Origin of the sequence: Halorubrum sp. Ea1 (assembly GCF_002252965.1) — an archaeon.
GTDB lineage: Archaea > Halobacteriota > Halobacteria > Halobacteriales > Haloferacaceae > Halorubrum.
Window position 1 is genome coordinate 33652 of the sequence record NZ_NHPG01000144.1, and the last position, 21385, is coordinate 55036.

Annotated in this window: 24 protein-coding genes; 11 read left to right on the forward strand and 13 right to left on the reverse strand. The window is 71.1% G+C overall.

What is annotated here, in order from left to right:
* Nucleotides 1–58 precede the first annotated feature (58 nt).
* The 3 genes from DJ73_RS18260 to DJ73_RS18270 all read left to right on the forward strand — a co-directional run bounded on the left by DJ73_RS18260 (nucleotide 59) and on the right by DJ73_RS18270 (nucleotide 2661).
* Nucleotides 59–394 (forward strand): hypothetical protein, encoded by a 336-nt coding sequence (locus tag DJ73_RS18260; protein WP_094558683.1) that lies wholly within the window; start codon nucleotides 59–61, stop codon nucleotides 392–394.
* Between the two features lie 94 nt (nucleotides 395–488).
* On the forward strand, nucleotides 489–1196 hold the full coding sequence (locus DJ73_RS18265) for a DUF2270 domain-containing protein (RefSeq protein WP_094558684.1): 708 nt from the start codon (nucleotides 489–491) through the stop codon (nucleotides 1194–1196).
* Between the two features lie 70 nt (nucleotides 1197–1266).
* Nucleotides 1267–2661, forward strand: a complete 1395-nt coding sequence (locus DJ73_RS18270; RefSeq protein ID WP_094558685.1) for a M28 family metallopeptidase — start codon at nucleotides 1267–1269, stop codon at nucleotides 2659–2661.
* A 38-nt stretch (nucleotides 2662–2699) separates the two neighbouring features.
* Here DJ73_RS18270 and DJ73_RS18275 read toward each other — a convergent pair whose 3' ends face one another.
* Together DJ73_RS18275 and DJ73_RS18280 are read right to left on the reverse strand one after the other, a co-directional pair.
* On the reverse strand, nucleotides 2700–2891 hold the full coding sequence (locus DJ73_RS18275; protein ID WP_094524836.1) for a hypothetical protein: 192 nt from the start codon (nucleotides 2889–2891) through the stop codon (nucleotides 2700–2702).
* Nucleotides 2892–2943: 52 nt separating this feature from the next.
* On the reverse strand, nucleotides 2944–3687 hold the full coding sequence (locus DJ73_RS18280; protein ID WP_094524835.1) for a helix-turn-helix domain-containing protein: 744 nt from the start codon (nucleotides 3685–3687) through the stop codon (nucleotides 2944–2946).
* 256 nt (nucleotides 3688–3943) lie between these two features.
* On the opposite strand from DJ73_RS18280, the gene DJ73_RS18285 reads away from it, so the two are divergent.
* Complete coding sequence (locus DJ73_RS18285; protein WP_094524834.1) at nucleotides 3944–4525, forward strand: hypothetical protein; 582 nt, start codon at nucleotides 3944–3946, stop codon at nucleotides 4523–4525.
* A 62-nt stretch (nucleotides 4526–4587) separates the two neighbouring features.
* On the opposite strand, the gene eif1A is transcribed toward DJ73_RS18285, so the two are convergent.
* Together eif1A and DJ73_RS18295 are read right to left on the reverse strand one after the other, a co-directional pair.
* Nucleotides 4588–4872, reverse strand: coding sequence for a translation initiation factor eIF-1A (eif1A, locus tag DJ73_RS18290; RefSeq protein ID WP_094524833.1), 285 nt, complete (start codon nucleotides 4870–4872; stop codon nucleotides 4588–4590).
* Between the two features lie 125 nt (nucleotides 4873–4997).
* The gene (locus tag DJ73_RS18295) at nucleotides 4998–5594 is read right to left on the reverse strand and encodes an AAA family ATPase (protein WP_094558686.1); all 597 of its coding nucleotides are present in this window, start codon (nucleotides 5592–5594) and stop codon (nucleotides 4998–5000) included.
* A 199-nt stretch (nucleotides 5595–5793) separates the two neighbouring features.
* On the opposite strand from DJ73_RS18295, the gene DJ73_RS21145 reads away from it, so the two are divergent.
* The 3 genes from DJ73_RS21145 (at nucleotide 5794) to DJ73_RS18305 (ending at nucleotide 8148) form a co-directional block, all read left to right on the forward strand.
* On the forward strand, nucleotides 5794–5928 hold the full coding sequence (locus DJ73_RS21145) for a hypothetical protein (protein ID WP_254921710.1): 135 nt from the start codon (nucleotides 5794–5796) through the stop codon (nucleotides 5926–5928).
* Nucleotides 5929–6016: 88 nt separating this feature from the next.
* Complete coding sequence (locus tag DJ73_RS18300) at nucleotides 6017–6724, forward strand: carbonic anhydrase (RefSeq protein ID WP_094558687.1); 708 nt, start codon at nucleotides 6017–6019, stop codon at nucleotides 6722–6724.
* Between the two features lie 137 nt (nucleotides 6725–6861).
* Entirely contained in the window at nucleotides 6862–8148 is a 1287-nt protein-coding gene (locus DJ73_RS18305; protein ID WP_094558688.1) for a PQQ-binding-like beta-propeller repeat protein, read from the forward strand.
* Nucleotides 8149–8336: 188 nt separating this feature from the next.
* On the opposite strand, the gene ndk is transcribed toward DJ73_RS18305, so the two are convergent.
* The 4 genes from ndk to rpl7ae are packed head-to-tail and all read right to left on the reverse strand — an operon-like array spanning nucleotide 8337 to nucleotide 9602.
* Nucleotides 8337–8816 (reverse strand): nucleoside-diphosphate kinase, encoded by a 480-nt coding sequence (gene ndk, locus DJ73_RS18310; RefSeq protein WP_094558689.1) that lies wholly within the window; start codon nucleotides 8814–8816, stop codon nucleotides 8337–8339.
* The gene (locus DJ73_RS18315; protein ID WP_092565766.1) at nucleotides 8817–9005 is read right to left on the reverse strand and encodes a 50S ribosomal protein L24e; all 189 of its coding nucleotides are present in this window, start codon (nucleotides 9003–9005) and stop codon (nucleotides 8817–8819) included.
* Between the two features lie 3 nt (nucleotides 9006–9008).
* Nucleotides 9009–9233, reverse strand: coding sequence for a 30S ribosomal protein S28e (locus DJ73_RS18320; protein ID WP_094524828.1), 225 nt, complete (start codon nucleotides 9231–9233; stop codon nucleotides 9009–9011).
* 6 nt (nucleotides 9234–9239) lie between these two features.
* Nucleotides 9240–9602: a 50S ribosomal protein L7Ae gene (gene rpl7ae / locus DJ73_RS18325; RefSeq protein WP_094524827.1), complete on the reverse strand. Its 363-nt coding sequence runs from the start codon at nucleotides 9600–9602 to the stop codon at nucleotides 9240–9242.
* Nucleotides 9603–9875: 273 nt separating this feature from the next.
* Here rpl7ae and DJ73_RS18330 point away from each other — a divergent pair, with 273 nt between their 5' ends.
* Together DJ73_RS18330 and DJ73_RS18335 are read left to right on the forward strand one after the other, a co-directional pair.
* Nucleotides 9876–11357: a bifunctional UDP-sugar hydrolase/5'-nucleotidase gene (locus DJ73_RS18330; RefSeq protein ID WP_094558690.1), complete on the forward strand. Its 1482-nt coding sequence runs from the start codon at nucleotides 9876–9878 to the stop codon at nucleotides 11355–11357.
* An 89-nt stretch (nucleotides 11358–11446) separates the two neighbouring features.
* Nucleotides 11447–12004 (forward strand): diadenylate cyclase, encoded by a 558-nt coding sequence (locus DJ73_RS18335; RefSeq protein ID WP_094524825.1) that lies wholly within the window; start codon nucleotides 11447–11449, stop codon nucleotides 12002–12004.
* An 83-nt stretch (nucleotides 12005–12087) separates the two neighbouring features.
* On the opposite strand, the gene DJ73_RS18340 is transcribed toward DJ73_RS18335, so the two are convergent.
* A complete protein-coding gene (locus DJ73_RS18340) occupies nucleotides 12088–13038 on the reverse strand; it encodes a tetrahydrofolate dehydrogenase/cyclohydrolase catalytic domain-containing protein (RefSeq protein ID WP_094524824.1) in 951 nt (316 codons plus the stop codon).
* 104 nt (nucleotides 13039–13142) lie between these two features.
* Nucleotides 13143–13907, reverse strand: coding sequence for an aldo/keto reductase (locus DJ73_RS18345; RefSeq protein ID WP_094558691.1), 765 nt, complete (start codon nucleotides 13905–13907; stop codon nucleotides 13143–13145).
* Between the two features lie 363 nt (nucleotides 13908–14270).
* Between DJ73_RS18345 and DJ73_RS18355 the strand changes: the two genes are divergently transcribed.
* Entirely contained in the window at nucleotides 14271–14825 is a 555-nt protein-coding gene (locus DJ73_RS18355; RefSeq protein WP_094524822.1) for a hypothetical protein, read from the forward strand.
* Between the two features lie 22 nt (nucleotides 14826–14847).
* On the opposite strand, the gene DJ73_RS18360 is transcribed toward DJ73_RS18355, so the two are convergent.
* Together DJ73_RS18360 and DJ73_RS18365 are read right to left on the reverse strand one after the other, a co-directional pair.
* Nucleotides 14848–15597, reverse strand: a complete 750-nt coding sequence (locus DJ73_RS18360; RefSeq protein ID WP_094527935.1) for a hypothetical protein — start codon at nucleotides 15595–15597, stop codon at nucleotides 14848–14850.
* Nucleotides 15598–15688: 91 nt separating this feature from the next.
* The gene (locus tag DJ73_RS18365) at nucleotides 15689–16378 is read right to left on the reverse strand and encodes an HAD family hydrolase (RefSeq protein WP_094558692.1); all 690 of its coding nucleotides are present in this window, start codon (nucleotides 16376–16378) and stop codon (nucleotides 15689–15691) included.
* A 188-nt stretch (nucleotides 16379–16566) separates the two neighbouring features.
* Between DJ73_RS18365 and DJ73_RS18370 the strand changes: the two genes are divergently transcribed.
* On the forward strand, nucleotides 16567–17706 hold the full coding sequence (locus tag DJ73_RS18370; protein WP_094558693.1) for a CBS domain-containing protein: 1140 nt from the start codon (nucleotides 16567–16569) through the stop codon (nucleotides 17704–17706).
* Nucleotides 17707–17799: 93 nt separating this feature from the next.
* Here the strand turns inward: DJ73_RS18370 and DJ73_RS18375 are convergent, their stop codons facing one another.
* Nucleotides 17800–21252, reverse strand: coding sequence for a S8 family serine peptidase (locus DJ73_RS18375; protein ID WP_254921711.1), 3453 nt, complete (start codon nucleotides 21250–21252; stop codon nucleotides 17800–17802).
* Between the last annotated feature and the right edge of the window lie 133 nt (nucleotides 21253–21385).

The following is a 21385-nucleotide window of genomic DNA, read 5'->3' on the forward strand; positions in this document are numbered from 1 at the left end:
CTCGGGCGTCTCGCGCCCGTCTCGGGCCCCTTTTCCGCGTCGGGGCCCTATCGTCGGTATGATACTGGTTCGCGGCAGCGGCGGCGGGACCGACCTCACCGGGACGGTGTTCGAGCGCGGCGAGGACCCGCCGACGTACAAGGGCGCGCCCGACGAGGACGCCCCCTACGTCTGGGTGTGCGACTCCTTCTACCAGGTCGAGAGCGGCGGCTCGGCGCTCACCGTCGACGGCGAGGAGATCCGGGTCGCCTTCGAGGAGCCGATGCCCCGCGGGTTCGACACCAAGTCGGCGGCGCTCGACGCGGCCGAGGAGCACGTCCGCACGCAGTTCGCCCGGATCGGCGTCGACCCCGACGATGTCGAGGTCGAAGTGACGAAGGCGGACCCGGCCTGAGTCGTCGAGGGGGGTCTTCCCTCCGCGCCGGCCCCGCAACGCGGCGGTCCCGCTACGCGCCGGGGTTTACCCGTTCGGGCACGGTACGGAGGGTATGTCGGAACCGCCGGAGGACTTCGATTCCGGGTCCCGGGAGGAGCGCGAGGTCGCCGCCGAGTCGGCGGGGGACCGCTCCGACCTGCTCTCGCTCATGAGCCACACCTACCGCGGCGAGCTCGGGCGGATGAGTTCGTGGCGGACCCGCATCGACCGGACGACCAACTGGGCGGTCGTGCTGACGGCGTCGCTGCTCACGTGGACCTTCTCCAACGAGTCGCGCCCCCACTACGTGCTGCTCATCGGACTCGTGATGCTCAGCGTCTTCCTCGGCATCGAGACGCGCCGCTACCGCATGTTCGACGTCTGGCGGTCACGGGTGCGGCTCTTAGAGGAGAACGTGTTCGCGAACGCGCTCGACCCTGAGGGCGTCAAGCAGTCGAACTGGCGGAAGCTCCTCAGCGAGGATCTCCGTGAGCCGACGATCAAGACGCCCAGCGTCGAGGCGATGTCGCGGCGTCTCCGTCGGCTGTACGCCCCGCTCCTCACCGTTCTCATCGCCGCGTGGCTCGTTCGGCTCACGGTGTTCACGTCGTCCGGGAACGGCGTCGTCGCGACCGCGGCGGTCGGCGCGATTCCGGGCGCGCTCGTGATCGCGGTCGTCGGCTGCTTCTATCTCGCCGTGCTGGCGCTGACGATGCGCCGGCCACCGAGGCGGGCGAAGGGCGAACTCGGGTCCACGGACGACGCCGAGGAGTGGAAGTGAGCCGGTCGTGACCGCGGCCCGCGGTTCCGCTTCCCGCAACCCCTTTTCGCCCTCGGTCTAACCGGGTCGTATGACAGCGCTACCGGACCGCGTCGTCGGCGAGGCGCGCACGAGCGACTTCGGCTGGGACCTCCTCACGGACCTGACTGACATCGGGAACCGGATGGCGGGGTCGGTCGGCGAGCGGCGCGGCGCGGAGCGGGTCGTCGCCGCCTTCGAGGACGCCGGGCTCCGGAACGCCGGGCTCGACGAGTTCGAGATCCCCGGCTGGTGGCGGGGCGACTCCGCGATCGAGCTCTCGGGTCCCGTCGAGCGCCGACACGAGCGCTCTCACGAGGTCATCGCGCTCCCCGGGACGCCGGCCGGCGAGGCGAGCGCTCCCCTCGTCGACGTCGGGGACGGGACCGACGAGGAGTTCGCGGCGGCTGGCGACGCCCTCGACGGCGCGGTCGCGATGGCCTCCTCGCGGACGCCGGAGACGCACGACCGGTGGATCCACCGGATGGAGAAGTACGTCACCGCCGCCGAGCGCGGCGCGGTCGGCTTCGTCTTCCGAAACCACGTCGAGGGGGCGCTCCCGCCCACCGGCGAGGTCGGCTACCACAACCGACCGGGGCCGATCCCCGCGGTCGGCGTTTCGAAGGAGGTGGGCGAGCGACTGGCGCGCCTCGCCGCCGAGGCCGGCGACGGCGGCGGCGACGTCCCCGACGCGCCCGAGGTGTCGATCGAAGTCGACTGCCGGAACGAGCCGACGACCTCGGTCAACGCCGTCGCCGACGTCGGGCCCGACACCGACGAGGCGGTGTTCCTCACCGCCCACGTCGACGCCCACGACGTGAGCGACGGCGCGAACGACAACGGCGCGGGGTCGGCGCTCGTCGCCGAGGTCGGCCGCCTGCTCGCGTCCGTCGAGAGCGACCTCGACACCCGCGTTCGCGTCGTCACGTTCGGCGCGGAGGAGATCGGCCTGTGGGGCGCGTACCACGCGGCCGAGACGACGCCGCGCGACGAGATCGCCTGCGTGGTCAACCTCGACGGCGCCTGTAACTCCCGGAACCTCCGCGTCGGAACGAACGGCTTCGACGGGATGGGAGCGGTGTTCGGGTCGGTGGCCGAGGCGTTCGACGCCCCCATCACGACCGGCGAGACGGTCTCGCCGCACGGCGATCAGTGGGCGTTCGTGCAGGAGGGGATCCCGGCGGTGATGGCGTCGACGACGTCGGAGCGGTCGGGACGGGGGTGGGGCCACACCCACGCCGACACGCTCGACAAGCTCGACCCGCGCGACCTCCGAGAGGTGGCGACGCTGGTCGCCGAAGCGACGTACCGCTTCGCCACGGACGGCGGCGGCGCGGCCGGCGGCGACGAGGTCGCGCACCGGTCTCGGGCGGCGATCCGGGAGTCGATCGCCGACGGCTACGTCACGGAGCTGAAGACCGGCGGTCGCTGGCCGTACGACGAGTGACGCTCGCGGCCCCGCGAGCGACCGCGGCCGCTATCGCTCTACTCCTCTTCGTCCGCGTCGCAGACCCCGAGCGGGAGCGACTCCGGCGGCTCCGCGTCGCCGTCGAGCCCCTCGTAGGCGTCGTCGATCAGGCGGGCGAGCTGGGCCTCGGGCGTCACGCCGCGGGCGGCCGCGAGCGCCGCGAGCCGCTCGTACTGCTCGACAGGAACGGACACCGAACCCTCTGTCATACCCGTCGCTGAACGCCGTAGCTACAAAAGCGTTGTTCGGACGCCGATCTGGTCACTCGTCTTCCGGCGATTCCCCCGCCGTCGACCGCTCGCTCCGGTCCGACTCGGTCTGCCCCTCGAACCGGTTGAAGAGGGCGTTCATCACCGTCGACTCCGCCCGTGAGAGGTGCTCCCACACCGTCGTGGATCCGAGTCCGAGCTCGTCGCCGACGTCCTCGACGCCCACGCCGCTCCCGTGGTCGTAGTAGCCGACCGCGATGGCCGTCGAGAGCACCTCCCGCTGTCTCGGGGTGAGCCCGTCGAGGATGCCCGAGGCCGGCAGTCCCGGCGGTCGCTCGATCGACCCCATCTCGACGTTGCGCGCGAGCTCGACGTCGTTGTCGCCGCGTTCCAGCTCGCGGATCATCGCGGCGAGGTCGTCGTCCGCCTCGATGTACACCGTCCAGCGCTCGATTCCGGCGGTGATTGTCGTCCCCGTTCGGTAGTGGATCCCCATCTCCGAGAGCCGGCCTCTGATACCCTCCCAGCCCTCGCTGTCGACCACGACCGCGACGTACGCGTGGTTGCCGGTGACCGGCGACAGCGGCTCCGCCTCGACGACGGCGTCGGCCGCGCGGAACTCGTCGATGAACGACTCGATATCCTCTGTCGGCCCGCGGAGCTCCACGATCCGCTTCCGCTCGGTCCCCCGGCCGGTCATCGACGAGACGGACCGCATCGTCACCTCCGGGTGGCGAGTGCTCACCTCGGACTCCGGCCCGCCGCGGTGGCGGATCAGGAGCGTCACTTCGCGCATACCACTGTGTGGGCGCCGACGTTCAAACGGTTTCCGGGACGGTCTCGCGGGTGTGTCGGCGCCCGCGGGGGCGGTCTCGCGGGTGTGTCGGCGCCCGCGGGGGCGGTCTCGCGGGTGTGTCGGCGCCCGCGGGGGCGGTCTCGCGGGTGTGTCGGCGCCCGCGGGGGCAGTCTCGCGGGTGTGTCGGCGCCCGCGGGGGCGGTCTCGCCCGCGGCTGCCACGGGCTTATGAGCGCGCGTCGCCAACCACCGATCGAATGCCCGACGACCCCGCCGAGGACGGGCGAGCGGCCGAGTCGTCGATCGACGCGAACGGCGAGGTAACGGAGTCGGTCGACGACTCACTGGACGCGACGGACGCCGTCGACGACGAGGTGCAGCGTCGCCTCCGAGAGGCGTATCTCAACGACGAGGAGAGCGTCCTCGTCGTGACCGCGGTGCGGTCGACGGATCGCCGCGTCGTGGTCGAGCTCCGACCGCCTCACGGGGGGGCGACCCACGTCGAACGCTTCTCGGCGCCTCGGGACGGGTCGCTCGCCGAGTCCGAGGCGTTCCTCTCCTTCCTCGACGCCGCTGGCGTCTCGCCGCTGGACGTCGACGAGGTGGTCGGGACGCGGGTCCCCGCGACGTACGACCCGGACGGGGGCTGGCGCCTCGACGAGGCGTACGTCGGGGGGCGCGGCGGGACCGAGAGCGACGCCGCCGAAGCGGGTCGGCTCTCGGAGCGGTGGAACCGGGCCGCCGAGTGGCTCTGGACCTACCGCTACTGGCTGGTCGCGGTCCTCCTCGTCGGCGGCGAGCTCCTGTTCGTGGCCGTGATCGTCCTCCTGTTCGCCTGACCGGGTCGCTACCCGCTGGGCGGGAACGGGGACGAACGCGGCCACTGGCCGCTCGAAAACGACTACTGGATGTGTCCTTCGCGCCGCAGCTGGTCCGCCTCGTCGTCCTCGTATCGCCACTCGACGTTCGCCTTCTCGTCCTGCCAGGACCACGGCTCCGCGAGCACGACGTCGCCCTCGCTGATCCACGTCCGGTACTTCATGCGGCCGGGGATCCGGCCCAGTCGCGTCTCGCCGTCGACGCACCGCAGGCGGACGTGGTTCCCGCCGAGGTGCTCGGTCACTACGGCGAACACTTCGTCGTCCGAGGGCATTCGGAGGTTCCGACGCCCGGATTCTTCGCTCATACAGTCCGTAGTGCGTTCGTCGGTATAAGTGATGGGAGACGCGTGTGTGCGTTCGCCGTGCGAATCGCTAGCACGAGTCGAGGTGGAGGGACTCCCGGCGGTGGCGGCGCCGTCGTCCCCGCCGCTCACTCGCCGCCGCCCGGCTCGGCGCCGAACGCCGCGTCGACCTGCGCGAACGTCTCCGCCTCCGCGCCCGAGTTGTCGACGGTCACGTGGGCCGTCTCGATCCGATCGAAGACATCCTTGAAATGGAGGTAGACGTCGAAGTCGGCGTCGCTGATCCCGTCGCGGCGCTCGATCCGACGCTCGACGACCGACTCGTCGCACTCGACCTCCACGAGGTCGAACGATTCGGCCACTCGTTCGCCCATCTCCCGGACATCGGCGCGGAAGCGGGCGTCGGCGAACGTGGCGTCGAGCACGACGGCGTCGCCGTCGGCGGCGCGCTCGCGGGCCCGGTCGATCAGCTCCGCGTACACCGCCTCGGTCTCCGCGTCGGAGTAGTCCGGGTCCCCGAACAGCTCCTTCCGGATCACGTCCGTGCGGAGGATCTCGCCGTCGACGTGAGCGGCGATCCGCTCGGCGACCGTCGTCTTGCCGACGCCCGGAAGCCCGCAGACGACCGCGAGGGCGCCGGCCTCGGCGTCGCCCGTCTCATCGCCGCCCCGGCCGGCAAACGCGCCGGCGGTGTCCCCGCCGTCGACCGCGTCACGGTTCGACATCGACACCTCCGCTCGGTCCGGCGAGTTGTCGCGCTCCGTCGCTCATCCACCAGTACGGTCCGGCGAGAGGTAAAAGAAAGTTCTCTTCGACGGCGGGAGGCTCGTCGCGGTGCCGATTCGACGGCGATTTGGCCGGCGGAGACGCCCGCCCCGGGACGGGAGCGAAGCGTTCAAACCCCGCGGCGACGAGGCGACTCGTATGAGAGACATGGAAAGCCTCGTCCTCGACCAGAACGAGGAGACACTCGCACCGGCCGTCGTGGTCGCGACGGTCGCGTTGATCGCGGTGTTCGTCCTCGGATTCCTGTTTCAGATCGTCGGGTTCGTGATCTGACCCGGTCGGCTCGTCCCGGCCCTGCCCTTTTCGGTCCGTCCCGCTTCGGTCCGGCCCCTTTTTGAACGCCCACCGGGAGTTGCTGATTATGAGCCGCGAACTCCTCGCCGAGCTCCTCGACGGAAACGACGACCACGTCGAGTCCGCCGCCGCCGGCGAGCTCGCCGCCCGACGCGACGGGCAGCGACCGCCCGTCGTCTCCGTCTGCTGTTCCGACTCGCGCGTCTCACAGGAGGGGATGTGGTCGGTCGATCGACCGGGGTTCCTCTTCACCGCGGGCAACATCGGAAACCGCGTGAGCGACGTCGTCGACGGCGAGCGCGTGCTCTCGGGGAGCGTCGCCTACCCGCTCGCTCACACGGACACGGACGTGCTCGCGGTCGTCGGCCATACCGGGTGCGGCGCGGTCGGCGCCGCCCTCGCGGCGGTCCGCGACGGCGCCGTCCCCGAGGAGCCGGGCGTCCGGGCGGACGTGGCGGAGCTCGTTCCGATCGTCGAGGCGGGGATCGCCGAGGTCGGCGAGGACCGCGCGGCCGCGGACGACGGCGCCGGCACCGCCGCGAGCCTCCGCAACCGCCTCGTCGAGTACAACGTCCACGAGCAGGTCGCGGCCGCCCGTGAGACCGAAGCCGCCGCCGACGTCGACGTGTACGGCTTCGCGTACGACTTCCACCGGGCGTACGGCGACCGCGACGGCGCCGTCTACCTCGTGAACGCGAACGGCGAGTGCGACCCCGACGCCCTCCGAGAGCTCGTGGGCGCGGACCACGCCGACAACGTCACCACACTGCTGTAGCCCGCCCGTGACTCGCCCGTGACTCGAACCGTCCGCCCCGTCGTCGCCGTGGCTCGAACCGTCCGCCCCGTCGTCCGCGACATCGTCGCCCGCCGCATCCGACAGCCGTATGCCCGCGACGCCCGAACGTGTCGGCAATGGACCGCCGCGTTCTGTTCGCGACGCTGATTCTCTTGGCCGGCGGCGCGACCGGCGTCGGCGTCGCGCTGTTCGCGTTCGTCGGGATCGACGACGGTGCGGTCGACGCCGAGGTCGTGTGGGAGACCGAGCCCGTCGGCGGCGACGACGGGAGCGGCGCCGTCGTCGCCACGATGGACGGCGACCCGATCGTCGTCCAGTCGACGACCGCAGACGGGGAGCGAGTCGTCCGCGCGACCGCGGTCGGCGGCGACGTCGCGTGGCGGACGCCGCTCTCCGCGATCGCGACGGGGGACGCCGCCGGCGGGGACGACGACTCCGGTGAGGACGACGACTCCGGCGGCGGCGCAGGCTCGGGGACCGGCGGCGGCCCGCCCGGCATCAGCGGCCTCGTCTCCGACACGCTCGGCGGCGACTCGGTCGTCGCGTTCACGACGGAGTCGGGCTCGCTCGTCGTCCTCGACGCGACGGACGGCTCGACCCGGTTCGCCGTCGACGTCGGCGGCTCGGGCGCGACCCGGCCCGCGGTCGGCGACGTCGACGCCGACGGCGACGCCGAGGTCGCCGCGGCCGCGACCGACGGCGCCGTCGTGACCGTCGACGCCGACGGCGACCCCGTCTTCGAGACGACGGTCGACGGGGGGATCGACCGCCGCCCGCTGATCGCCGACTTCGAGACAGAGGACGGCGGCGAGGCGCCCCGAGGCGTCGCCGTCGCGACGGTCGGAGACGACGGGGCGACGATCCGCCTGCTCGACGCGAGCGGCGACGAGCGCTGGACCGCGACGCCGGCCGTCACGCCGCTGACGTGGACCGCGGTCGACGCGCCGGACGGGCCGGTGCTCGCGCTCGGCGGAACGAGCGGGAACCTCCAGACGGTCGACCTCGCCGACGGCTCCGGGCGGTTCGAGGTCGGGCTCCAAGACCTCCCCGTCACGGTCGGTGACGCCGGCCCCGGCCGGATCTACGTCGGCGGCGCCGGCAGCGTCTGGGCGGTCGACCTCCGCGACGGCGAGGTCGCCTGGAAACAGCAGTACGGCGGCGAGACCCGGGTGAACGCCCCCGGCGTCGCCGACGTCCGCGGAACCGGCGAGCCCGGGCCGGTCGCGGTGAACCGCGGGGGAGAGGTGCTCGTGTTGAACGCCAACGGCGAGGCGATCGCGCAGGGCGACGTGGGCGGGGCCGTGGTGTACGCGGGACCGCTGTTCGCCGACGCGACCGGCGACGGGACCGACGAGGTGCTCGTCGTCACCGATGACGGGCGCGTCGTGGCGCTCGACGACTGAGCGGCCGTTCGCCCTCCGACTTCGACTGGGAGCTCGCCGCGAGAGTTTATAACCGTCAGCGGCGAGAGAACCGCACGACTCCGCGGGAACGTTGACGATTGTTCACCGGAAACGCGGTGTGTCGACGGAGCGACCGCTCGCGGTTCCTCGGAGGCGTCGAAAAGCGGAAAGCCGGGCTTCGTGCGCCGTTAGTGCGATTCGTCCTCGTACACCCACGCGGCGGTGTCGAGGCCGTAGTCGACGAGCTCGTCCTCGTCGAAGAACAGGTCGATCTCGCGCTCGTTCGCGCCCTCGTCCTCGTGGTCCGACGCGTGGATCACGTTGTGGCCGAGGTCGAGCCCGAAGTCGCCGCGGATCGTGCCCGGGGCGGACTCGGCGGGATCGGTCTCGCCGACCATCGCGCGGACCTGTCGGGTCGCGTCGGCTCCCTCCCACACCATCGCGAAGACGGGGCCGGAGGTGATGAACTCGACGAGACCGTCGAAGAACGGCTTGTCCTCGTGCTCGCCGTAGTGCTCGTGGGCGAGCGCCTCGTCGATGCGCATGAACTTGCCGCCGACGAGCTTCAGGCCACGCTCCTCGAAGCGGGAGACGATCTCGCCGATGAGACCGCGCTGGACGCCGTCGGGCTTCACCATCACGAAGGTGCGCTCGTCGTGGTGGCTCATCTACTCGCCACCGTGGTCGCGCCCTTCCTCGGTCCACTCGAGGTCGCGCGCCTCGCGGCCGAGGAAGTAGTTCTTCTCCGCCTTCGAGTCGACGAAGTGGAGGATCTGTCCGTCCTTCTTGACGTACATCGTGCCCGTGCCGGGCTCGATCTCCTCGCCGGTGTAGTCGCAGGTGCGTGTCTCGACCATTGGTTATCGGCCTCCGATGGAGTCGGCGTCGCGCTGGGTCTCCCGGAGCTGGAGCACGTCGCCCATGCGGACGGGGCCCAGGACGTTCCGGGTGATGATCCGGCCCTGGTTCGATCCCTCCTGGATGCGGCATTTGACCTGCATGGCCTCGCCGTGCATCCCGGTCTTGCCGACGACCTCGATCACCTCGGCGGTGGTCGAGTCGTCGATACCCTCTTCTGCGCTCATGGGTGGTTATCGGAGCTCCGCGACCTTCTCGGCGATGTCCTCGACGTCGTCGTCGGCGTCGCCGGCGTCCACGACGGCGGCGGCGGCCGATCCGACCTCGAGGCCCGCGGCGTGACCGACGTCGTCCTGGGTGTCGACGAAGACGACCGGGATCCCCTTCTCGTCGGCGAGCTCGGGGAGGTGCATGACGATCTCCTCGGGGGAGACGTCCTCCGCGACGATGACGAGGTCGGCGTTGCCGCGCTCAACGGCCTTGGTGGTCTCGTTGGTTCCTTTCTTCACGGTGCCTGTGTCTCGAGCGACCTCGAGCGCCTCGAGCGATCGCTCGGCGAGGTCGGCTGGGGTTTCGTAGTCTACGTAAACGGGCATATGTTGTTCACCTATCCTCCGTGCGGGCTCGCGTGTCCGTCCCGTGGTCGGTCCCTAACGGAACGGCACATCATCAACCCCACAGAGGCTGTGACCCGACGTAGTCCGGACGTCCATAAAAGCGCTTTCAATGTCCCTCGCGTGTGCGAGCGGGAGTCACGGGGCGGGAATCGGCTCCCCGGAGTCGGGAGTCGGCCGTGCCGAACCCGGAGCGCCGCCCGCGCCGGACTCCGCGTTTTTTAAGCGTCGCTCGCCCCTCCCGTCTGACATCGCATGGTCCGTCTCGTTCACTACTCCGACATCGAGAACGTCTTCGACGCCCCCGAGCGGGCGGCTCGCCTCGCCGGCCGGATCCGGGCGCTCTCGGGCCCCGACGCCGCGGTCGTCGCCACCGGCGACACGACCGCGCCGGGCGTCCTGTCGCTGGTCGCGAGCGGGCGGCAAGTCCTCGACTTCTACCGGGCCACGGGCACTCAGCTCGACACGTTCGGCAACCACGAGTTCGACTACGGCCCGGACGCGCTCCGCGGGCTCGTCGCCGACGCGCCGGCGACGTTCGTCTCCGCGAACGTCCGCGACGAGGCGGGCGAGCCGTTCGGCCGCGACGAGGGCGTCGTCCCGTGGGCGGTCCGCGAGGTCGACGGAGCGGCGGTCGGGTTCGTCGGCGTCACCGACCCCGCCACCGACTCGCTGAACCCGATGGCCGCCGAGCTCTCATTCGACGACCCGGTCGCCGCCGCGCGCGACGCCCTCGCCGAGATGCGGGCCGCGGTCGCCGAGGGGGCGAGCGGGACCGACGCCGACGCGCCCGATCACGCCGTGGTCCTCTCCCATCTCGGCGCGGGCGACGACGACCTCGCGCGGGCGCTGGACGTGGACGCGATCCTCGGCGGCCACGTCCACAGCCGCCGGAACGACGTCGTCGCCGGTACCCGGATCGTCCGCCCCGGCGTCAACGGCGAGACGGTGGCCGAGGTGGAGTTCGGCGGACGCGCTCCGAGCGACGCGATGGCCGACGGGTCGGGCGACGCCGCGGCGAACGACGCCGGAACTCCCGTCCCGACCGCGACGCTCCACGAGCCCGACGGCGCCGATCCGGCGCCGGGCCTCGAAGATGCCCTCGCGGAGCGGATGGCCGCGGCCGACCTCTCGGAGGCCTTCGACGTCGTCGACCGGCCGATTGAGCGCACGGGCGAGGTGGTCCACGGCGGCGAGTGCCGCGTCGGCAACTTCGTCGCCGACGCGTTCCGCTGGGCCCACGACGCCGACGTGGGGCTCTCGAACGCCGGCGGGCTCCGGCAGGGCGACCCGTGGGCGGGCGAGGTGACGAAGGCCGACCTCATCAGCCTGATCCCGTTCGAGGAGCCCGTGGCGCTCGCCTCGGTCACCGGCGCGGAGCTGCACGACGTGTTCCGCGAGATGGCCGCGCCCGACGTCGATTTCGGCGAGGACGACTGGTGGCACGGACACGTCTCGAACGCCGAGGTCGTCTGGGACGCCGACGCCGAGCTCGTCCTGGAGGCGACCGTCGGCGGCGAGCCGATCGACCCGGAGCGTCGCTACACCGTCGCCGTCTCGGAGTACCTTCTCCACTCCGAACACGAGTTCCCGACGCTCGGGCAGCGACACCGGATCGACGAGGCCGACATCCAGTACGAGGTGCTCGCCGCCTACGCCCGCGAGCACGGGATCGACCCCGAGATCGAGGGCCGCATCGAGATTCGGAACCGCGCGGCCGCCGGGGACGAGGACTGAGCGGCCGACGGCGACTGGGCGGTCGGCGGCGCGAGCGCCGAACCCCTGAGAGGGTTTAACATGGTTTGAGACGTGTGTACACACACCACATGAACGCGCTTGACGAGGTGCTCGAGAAGTACGCGACGAGCCAGAGCCTGATGGATCACATCAGGTACACCGCCGAGTCGCTGAGTTTGGAGTTCGAGAAGTGGGGCGAACAGTACGTGAGCGGTCCCAGTCTCTACATCCTCATCGTCGCGGAGGTGAACTTCGCCGACTACACGGACCCCCTCGGCGACAACGAGTGGCCGGTCGACCGCTGCCGCGTCGTCACCGAGTCGCGCGACGTGTTCACGAAGGTCGCCCGGGACGTGGCGTTCAGCCGAGACGGCGCCGTCATCGTGACCGGCGACGGCACCATTCAGCAACAGATGGTGCGCGTCCGGAACCCCTACCGGGGCGAGGTCGAGGACGTCGAGGACCTCGAGTTCCCCGACTGGATGGGGACCAAACACATGAGCGCCCTGGAGACGTCGCTCCGCGACGACGTCCTCTGGGGAGTCACGCTCAGCGAGGAGGACGGGCGCGTCACCACGTTTCTGAACGGCACGTACCAGGACTATCCCCGCGACGAGATCGGGGGGCGATGGCGACCCGAGACGTAGGCGGACGCCCCGACGAGCGACGACCGCGTCGTGCGACGACCGGGACGTTTCGGCGGGACTGAGCGCGTCCGTCGCCGTTCCGCCTAATCGAGGTCGATCGCGACGTCGGACTGGATCCCCGCCGCCTTCACCGTGTTGTGAAGGAGCATCGCCCGCGTCATCGGCCCGACGCCGCCGGGGACCGGCGTGATCGCGCCCGCGACCTCCGTCGCCGACTCGTAGTCCACGTCGCCGACGAGCTCGTACCCCTTCTCCGTCTCCGCCTCGACCCGATTTATCCCGACGTCGATCACGGTCGCACCGGGCTTGAGCATCGAGCCGTCGACGAACTCGGGCATCCCGGCGGCCGCGATCACGATGTCGGCGGCCGCGAGCTTCCCCTCCAGGTCCTCGGTCCGCGAGTGACAGACCGTCGTGGTCGCGTTCCCGACCGGGCTCTTCTGGATCAGGAGGTTCGCCATCGGCTTCCCGACGATGTCCGACCGGCCGACGACGACCGCGTCCGCGCCCTCGGTCTCCACGTCGTACGCCGCGAGGAGCTTCTGGACGCCGTGTGGCGTACAGGGTTTAAACCGGGCGTCGCCGGCGACGAGCCGCCCGACGTTCTCCGGGTGGAAGCCGTCCACGTCCTTCTCGGGGGCGATCCGCCGGAGGACGCTCCGCTTGTCGACGTGGTCCGGGACGGGTAGCTGGACCAGGATGCCGTGGACGTCGTCGCGGTCGTTGAGGTCGTCGATGGTCTCGTACAGCTCGTCGGCGGGCGCGTCGGCGTCGATCTCGACGTGGACGCTCTCGATGCCCACCTCCTCGCAGTCGCGCTGTTTCATCGAGACGTACGTCTCGCTCGCGGGGTCGTCGCTCATCAGAACGGTGGCGAGCCCGGGCGTCACGCCGGCGTCCGCCAGCGTCTCGACGTGCGCGGCCACGTCGGCGCGCACGTCGGCCGCGACGGACTCCCCGTCGATGATCGTCGTCGCGTCCGGGTCGTCGTCGCCGGGTGCGTCGCCGCCCGCGCCGTTCGCGCTCTCGGTCATGTTCAGATCGAGAGCGAGGCGGTACAAAAGTGACACGGGATCGTGCCGATCTCGGTGTTCTCTCGGGGCATATTATACACAAAGATGGATCGATTGGGCTGACGCTACTCCGGGAACAGCTCTTCCTCGCGCTCGACCGCGTCGATCGCGGCGACCTCATCGGGAGCGAGGTCGAGGTCGGCGGCCGCGAGGTTCGCGCGCAGGTGGGCCTCGCTCGACGCCTTCGGGATCGCGGCGACCGGCTCCTTCGCGGTCGCCCACGCGATCGCGACCGCCTCGGGCGCGGCGTCGTGCGCCGCCGCGACCGAACGGACGGCGTCGACCTCGCGCACCCGACCGCCGGTCAGCGGCGAGTAGGCGACCACGTCGTAGCCGTGTTCGCGGGCGTGCGAGAGGAGTTCCGGCCGGTAGAACAGCGGGTGGAGCTCGGTCTGGTGGGCCGCCAGCGGCGCGTCGAGGACGTCGAGAGCGCGGTCCAACTGGGCCGGCTCGAAGTTCGAGACGCCGACGTTCCGCACGAGCCCCTCGTCGACCAGCCGATCGAGCGCGGGCAGCGTCGCCTCGGGATCGTAGGCTCCTCGGGGTCGGTGGACGTACAGCAGGTCGATCGCCTCGACGCCGAGCCGGTCGGCGCTCTCGCGGGCGGCCGGGCCGACCTCGTCGGGGGCGAGATCGTCGATCCACAGCTTCGTGGCGACGGTCACCTCGTCTCGGGCGACCTCGCTCGCGGCGAGTCCCTCGCCGACGGCCGCCTCGTTGTCGTAGATCCGCGCGGTGTCGAGGTGGCGGTAGCCGACCGAGAGCGCCGTCGCAACCGCGTCCGGGTCGTCGATCCCCATCGTACCGAGACCGACGGGCGGGAGGTCCATGACGCTGCGAGGGCCGACCGAGTCAAAAAGCGTCCGGCTTCCCGCGCTCGACGACCGATTCGAGGCAGAGACGACCGGAGCCAGTTCGGGCCAGGAGCGACCGGCGCCGGTTCGGGTCGGGAGCGATCGGCGCCGGTTCGGGTCGGAAGCGATCGGCGCCGATTCGGGTCGGGAGCGACCGACGCCGACCCGGCGCGGCTCCGTGTTATAAGTGCCTCGCCGGCGCAGTGAACGGTATCCCTCCATGCGAACGGTCCCACTGCGTCCCCGCCCAGCGGCGGGGCCTCCGACCTCTCGCCGCGAACGGAGCTCCCGAACCGACGGCGCTCTCCCTCTCGACCGACGGTCGAGGCGGTGCGGTCAATGAGCCGCTCGCGCACGTGGTCGTTCGCCACGGCCCGCGGGTCCGTCCGCGTCGCTCCCGGCGAGCTCCGGATCCGCCGCGGCGTGGCTCGAAGCGTCGCTGCGGCCGGAAGCGCACTCGTCTCCGGGCGCCTCCCGTCGGCCCTCCGCGACGGCGGTTGGAGCGGGATCGCGGCTCTCGCGGCGATCGTTCCCGCGGCGGCCGAGTGGCTCCTCGCGGGCGGCGGGACCGCGCAGACGGCGATCGGCCTGCTCGGTCTGCTCACCGCGGTCGGCGGCGTCGCCGCGTCGGTGGCCCGCGAACGGACGACGACCGTTTCTTACCGAGACGTCGAACACGTCGCCTTCGACGACGGCGAACTCGCTATCGTCCACCGGAGCGAGGACGGCGACGGCGAGCGCGAGACCGAGACGGTCCGACCCCGCGACGACGCGGAGCGGGCCGACGCCGCGGTCGCGCTCCGCCTCCGCGGAGTCGACCTCCGGGGCGTCGAGGACGACGAGGCGGTCTCTCGGACCGTCGTCGACGCGCCGAAGAGCGAGCTCCTCGCGTGACGCCTCCGCCGTCCGGTCGGTCCTACCGAGACACCGCGAACGACACGTCGCGGTCGGCGACCGCGTACCCCTGCGCCGCGACCGCGTCGGCGTAGTACGCGTCCGCGACCAGCGCCTGCGGAACGCTGCGGAGCCCGAACCGCCGCCGGGAGAGCAGCTCGACGTCGACAACCGTCTCGCCCGGGGCCCCGTCGGCCGCGTCCCGGATCGAGACCGCGTACGCGCCCCACGGCGCCCCGTCGAGGGTCCCCTCGATCCGGACGCGCGCGACCGGAGCGACGCCGTCGTCGCTCGCGGGGTCAGCGGGGTCCGCGTCGGTCGCATTCCCGTCCGGGTGCGCCTCCGTCTCCGTCGCTATCTCCAGCGAGTAGGTCCGGAGCCCGACGAGCGACGAGTGCTCGTACGCCCCGCCCGCCCCGTCCGAGGTCGGGCGAACCTCGTCGGCGACGGCCCACTGGAACGCGAGGACCGGCGGCGTCGCCGACGCGAACGCCTCGGTCACCGCTTCCGGGGACGCGTCGGTCAGGAGCCTCGTCGTCCCGCGCCGACGCAGGAACGGAGCCCGAACCGCGACGAGGAGAACCGCGCCCACCGCCAGCGCGGGAAGCAGATCGGCGAGCGCGAACGCGGCGAGGAACGCCCCGGCGACCGACAGGGCGACGAGCCAGCTGACGGCGCGCTCGGCGCGGCGGTACCGCTTCGCGATCGGCCGGACGGCCGAGCGGCGGGCGTCGGCGTCCGGACTCGTGGAGGGCGAGGACACGGGCGGCATCTCGGTCGCGGTCTGAATGGTGGTTGCGGTCCGAGGAACGAACCCCCTCGACCGCGTCACGGGTGGGTACTCTCGACCGCGCCGCGGGCGGCTAAAACCGATCGCTCGCGGCCGCGTCCACCGGCGACCGCCCGCAGATGCTCACCAGGTCGTGGAGGTCGTCGATCTCGTACGTCGGCTGGCAGGAGAGCTCCGCGGAGCGGCGGTGCGGACGCCGGACGAACGCGGAGTCGATGCCGGCGTTGTCGGCGGCGCGCACGTCCGACTCGTTGTCGCCGACGAACAGCGCCGTCTCGGCGCCCAGGTCCTCCAGAGCGCGTTCGAGGTAGTACGGCGAGGGCTTCTTCCGCGAGAGGCTGGCGATCGACGGCTCGCGCCCGTACGCGACCTCGAACCGCCCGGCGAGACCGAAGTGGTCGAGGACGGCGTCGACGGTCGCCTGCTGGTTCGAGGAGACCACGCCGAGCGGGGCGTCGAGGTAGCGGAGCGCGTCGACGTCCTCGTACGGCGTCTTCCGCCCCGCTCGGACCGCGTCGATCTGGGCGTTCGAGGCCGTCTCGTCGCGGACGCGCCAGAACTCCGCCGGCTCCATCCCGTAGCGCTCGCAGATGTCGGTGAGCGTCGCGGGGTCGACGCCGACGGCGACGTCGTCGACGTGGGCCAGGTCGGGATCCTCGACGCCGAGGCTCACGAACGCGTCCCAGGCGGCCTCACGGAGCGTGTTGAACGGGGTCCGTCCGACGAGCACCCCGTCCTTATCGAGGACGACGGCGTCGTACACGGCTCACCCTCGGAGGGTAGCCGTCAAAAAGCTTTCACCGGTTCCGGTCGCCGTGGACCGCCGATATTTTCCCTCGCCGTTCGAACGGAAATGAATGCGAATTGACACCACCGAGGCGGGAGCGATCTCACCGTCGAACACGCCTCCCGCACTTTCAATACCCGGCGCGACGAATCCCCGACTTGCACATGAATATCGTTGATATCGCGGTGCCGGAATACGTCGAGGTCGACGTCGACACGCGACTCGCCAAGGTCCGGTCCATCTTCGAGCGCGAGAACCCGAAGGGGATCGTCGTCACCGACGACGGCGAGTACGCCGGCGTGGTCGGCGAGAAGCAGCTCATGCGCTCGCGCATGGAGGACGACACGAAGGTGTCGGCCGTCATGAAGCCCGCGCCCTCCGTCGACCGCCACGAGGACGTGCGGGAGACGGCCCGCCTCCTCGTCGAGGGGGACGTGAAGATCGCGCCCGTCTACGAGGGGGAGAAGCTCTACGGGATCGTCACGGTCGACCAGATCCTCGAGGCCGTCCTCGACAGCCTCGACGCGATCACCGTCGCGCAGGTCGCCACCGAGGACGTCATCGGGATCAACGAGAAGGACAGCGTCGGCCGCGCGATCAACCGCCTCCGCGAGAACGGGATCTCCCGGCTCCCCGCCCTCGACGAGGACGGCCAACTGGTCGGCGTCGTCACCACCAACGACATCGTCGAGTTCGTCGTCCGCGACCAGGAGCGACAGGGCAGCGGCGACCGCGCCGGCGACATCGACCGCATGCTCGACATCCCCGTCTACGACATCATGTCGAGCCCCGTCGTCACCGCGACCGCCGACGAGACCGCCCAGGCGGTCGTCGAGCGGATGTTCGACAACAGGGTCTCCGGGCTCGTCGTCACGCCGGACGGCGCCGACACGGTCGCCGGGATGGTGACGAAGACTGACGTGCTCCGGGCGCTCACGTTCACCGAGCAGGACTCGATGGACGTGCAGATCACGAACGTCGACCTGCTGGACACGACCACCCGCGGGCACATCGTCGAGTCGATCGAGCAGGTCGCCGACAAGTACGCCGCGATGCACGTCATCCACGCGCACGTCCGGCTCCACGCCCACAAGGAGAAGCTCCGCGGCACGCCCCTGATCCAGTGTCAGATCCGCCTCCGGACCAACGAGGGCCAGGTCGGCGGCTCCGGCGAGGGGTACGGCGCCGAGCACGCCTTCCACGTGGCGCTCGACAAGCTGGAGCGCAACGTCTTGGAGATCAAGGGCGTCAACGCCGACGAGGAGTACCGCGGCCAGCTGCTCCGCAAGCTCGGCGAACTGTGAGCAGATAAGGCGTTCGGCGACGCTCTGCGGTTCCGGCGGTTTTTCGCGACGTCTCGTGATGCCCGGCCGATAACGGTGTTCCGGGCGTCGGTATCAGGCGTTCCCGGCGCGTAGCCTTCCGAGCAGGGTCGCCGCGAGGAGCGCGATCACCCCGGCGATCGGCCCGAATCCGGGTGCCTCGTCGTCCGAGGTGTCGTCCGGCGCGCCGGGCTCGTCGGTCCCCGCCTCGTCGTCACCGCCGGACTCGGTCGACCCGTCGCTCGCGTCTGATCCGCCGTCGCCGTCGCCCGCCGACTCGCCGTCAACGGGCTCACGCTCCTCGGTCGGGGACCCCGTCTCGTTCGCGGGGGGATCCGTCTCGTTGGTCAGTTCCGTCGTTTCGTTGGTGGGTTCCGTCGGTTCGTCGGTCAGGTCGTTCGTTTCGTTGGTGGCTTCCGTCGTTTCATTCAGGGAGTCTCCCGCCTCTCCGTCGTCCGGCGCCGTGGCCCCGTCACCGCCGGTGGAATCCCCGGTCCCGCCACCGCCCCCGCCGGATCCGCCGCCGCCGGACGTGCCGCCGTCACTCCCTCCGTCGCTTCCGCCGTCCTCGCTGTGTACCACCTCGAAAGAGGCCGTTCGAGAGTCGTCGGCCGTCGAGGCGGTGACCTCGTACGTCCCCGTCGACGCGCTCGACGCGGTCGAGACGGTGAACGTCCCAGAACCGGTATCGTCGACCGCGACTCCGGCGATCGAGACCGAGTTCGGGCTCACCGACCCGCTCGGGTCGACGGCGACGCTCACGGCGGCGTCGTCGGCGGCGCGCCCCTCGTTCAGCACGGCGACATCGAACTCACCGCTCGATCCCCGTTCGATCTCGGCGGGCCCCGACAACCCGGTGAGGGTGAACACGCCTCGGGGAGCCAGCGAGGCGTTTACCTCTCGGGTCTCGTTCGCGGCGAGCGTCGCCGTCTCCGTCACGTCCGCGTAGCCGTCCGCGGAGACGGTCACGGTCCGCTCGCCGCGCGCCACCGCGAGCGAATAGCTGCCGTTCGAGTCGGCCGTGGCCGCTCTCCCGTCCGCGGTTGCCGTCGCCCCCGCGACGGGCCCGCCGTCGCTCGCGTTCGTCACCGTTCCGATCAGCGACGCTGGCTTCGGATCGAGCGCGAGGGACGGGTCCGTCGTCGCGTTCGGCCTGACGCGGATAGACGTCCGCGTCATCGGCTCGAAGTCCGGCGCGTCGACGGCGACGTCGTAGGCGTTCGGGCGGAGGTCGACGGCGTAGGTGCCGCCCTCGCCGACGTCGAGCGAGGCGACGGTTGCGTCCGTCTCCGCGTCGGTGACGGTCACGGTCGCAGTGGCGGGACGGTCGAGTCCGTCCGTCGCGTTCACGTCGCCCGAAAGCGTGCCGTTGCGGAGCGTCAAAGCGAAGTCCGCGACCGCCGCGTCTCCGGACTCGTTCAGAGTCACCGTCCGATTCGCCGGCGCGTACGTCGCGTTGCCCGCGGTGACGTTCAGACCGGTCGCCGGCGCGCTCATTGCGTACGTTCCGTCCGCGTCGGTCGTCGTCTCACCGATCGCCGCGCTCCCGTCGTTGACGACCACCGATATCCCGGGGAGCGTCGCGTCCGTCTCCGCGTCGGTGACGGTGCCGTTCACGGTGCCGACCGCGTCGGCGACGCCGACGGTCGCGTCGGCCGCGTCCTCGGACGACGCCACCGCGACCGTCGTCTCGCCCGTCGCGAAACCGCTCGGGACGGTCCCGTTCAGCGCGACCGCCGTGGCGTTCCCGGCTCCGATCGAGACGTTCGCGGCGTCGAGCACCCGCACGTCGCTCGCGTTCGCGGGGTCGGTCAGCCGGAGTTCGACGGTGCGGTTCTCGCCGCCGAGCCCGCCGACGTTCGTCACGGTCGCCGTCGCGTCGAGGCTCCCGTTTCGCTCGATGAACGCGGGCGCGCGGAGGGCCGACACCTCGTAGGAGGGCGGGTCGAGGACGTCGACCGCCGCGGTCCGGTTCGAGTCTCTCGTGTAGACGCCGTGCTCGTCGGTCGCGTTCGTCGGCGTGTCGCTCGGGACGACGTACGTAAACGAGACGGTCGCGCTCTCGCCCGGAGCGAGCGAGACGTTCGCCTCGTCGCCGACGGCGCCGTCGAACCGATACTCGACGGTACCGACTCCGGGGTCCGAGCCGGTGTTTTCGACCGTCGCCGTCGGTTCCAGTGTCTCTCCGGGTGCGACCTCAGTCGGCGCGTCGAACTCGCTCACCGCGAGCGTCGACCGGTTCTCCGTGACCGACGAGACGGCCGCGTACCCGTCGACGATCCCCGCGCCGTATCGCGTGTCGGGAGCCGTCGCGCCGTCCGGGTGATTCGCGGTGTCTCGAAGCGTGTCGGAGAGCTCCTCGTCGGTGACGTTCCGCGACGTCGCCGAGATCATCAGCGCCGCGACGCCGGAGACGTGAGGTGCAGCCATCGAGGTGCCCGTGAGATTTCGGTATCCACCGCCCGCTGCTGTCGAGTTCACCGACACGCCCGGAGCAGAGACGTCCGGGACGACGTACTGATCGGGCCAGTCAGACGGAGCATCGTTTCCCCACGCACTGTCGGTAGATACGTTTTCGCCGCCCGAAAAGGAAGGGACCTCGCGGTCGGAGTCGACAGCCCCGACGCCGAGGGTGTCGTATATGTTACCCGGAGAGCTCGACGGCTCTAAGTTGCGATTCCCGGACGATGCGACGACGACCTTCCCGGCGTCCCGCGCGTTTCGGACCGGCTCGATCATGTCGGCGGCGTACCCGTCTGCACCCAGACTCATTTGCAAAACGTCGACTTCGGGGTCCTCTGACGCGTGTTCCATGCCGGCAACGACCCGTGTGAACGTCGCGTTTCCGCCGTCGTCGTCGAACACTTTGACACCGTGGAGCGTCGCCGCCGGCGCCACGCCGATCGCCGTCCCGCTCTCGTTACCACCGGCGACCGTTCCGGCGACGTGGGTACCGTGACCGTTACCATCTGACGCGTCGCTGACGTTGTCACTCACGAGATTCCCGTCCGTGTCGTACTCCGCCCACCCGCTCACTGTCAGGTCCGGGTGGTTCGGGTCAATTCCCGTGTCGATCACGGCAACGGTCGCGCCCTCGCCACGGGTTCCGAACGTCTCCCAGACCTCGGGGGCACGTACCATCTCGACGCCGTACGTCGCGTTCGTCGCCGTCGAACTGGCAGAGACGGTACCGGCCGTGGGGCCCGCGGGAGAATCGAGGGCGCCGGCTCCGGCTCCGCCGTCCGCGGTCGCCGCCGAGTCGAGTTCCATCCGGAAATTCTCGTGAACGCGCTCGACGCCGCGCACGTCGAGGAGGCGCTCGACCGCGACGCTCTCGGTGTCGGCCGTGACGAGCATCGCGTTCGCGAGCCAGAAGCTCCGCTCGACCGTGACGCCGGGCTTCCGCTCTGCGAACCGTTCGAAGCTTCCCTGCGCGGTCGCGGCGTTCGTCTTGAGCTCGTCAGTCCCGATCCGGCCGCCGTCGGCGGCGCGGCGCGCTCCGGTCCCGGCGTCGTCTCCGAAGCGCACCACGAGCTCAACGGTGCCGTTCGCCGACCGCAGTCCGGGACCCACGGCGTCGGACGACGCCGCCCCGAGCGACGTCGGCGTTGCGGGCGGAGTTGCCGTGGCGGGCGGAGTTGCCGTCGCCGGCGCCGGCGAC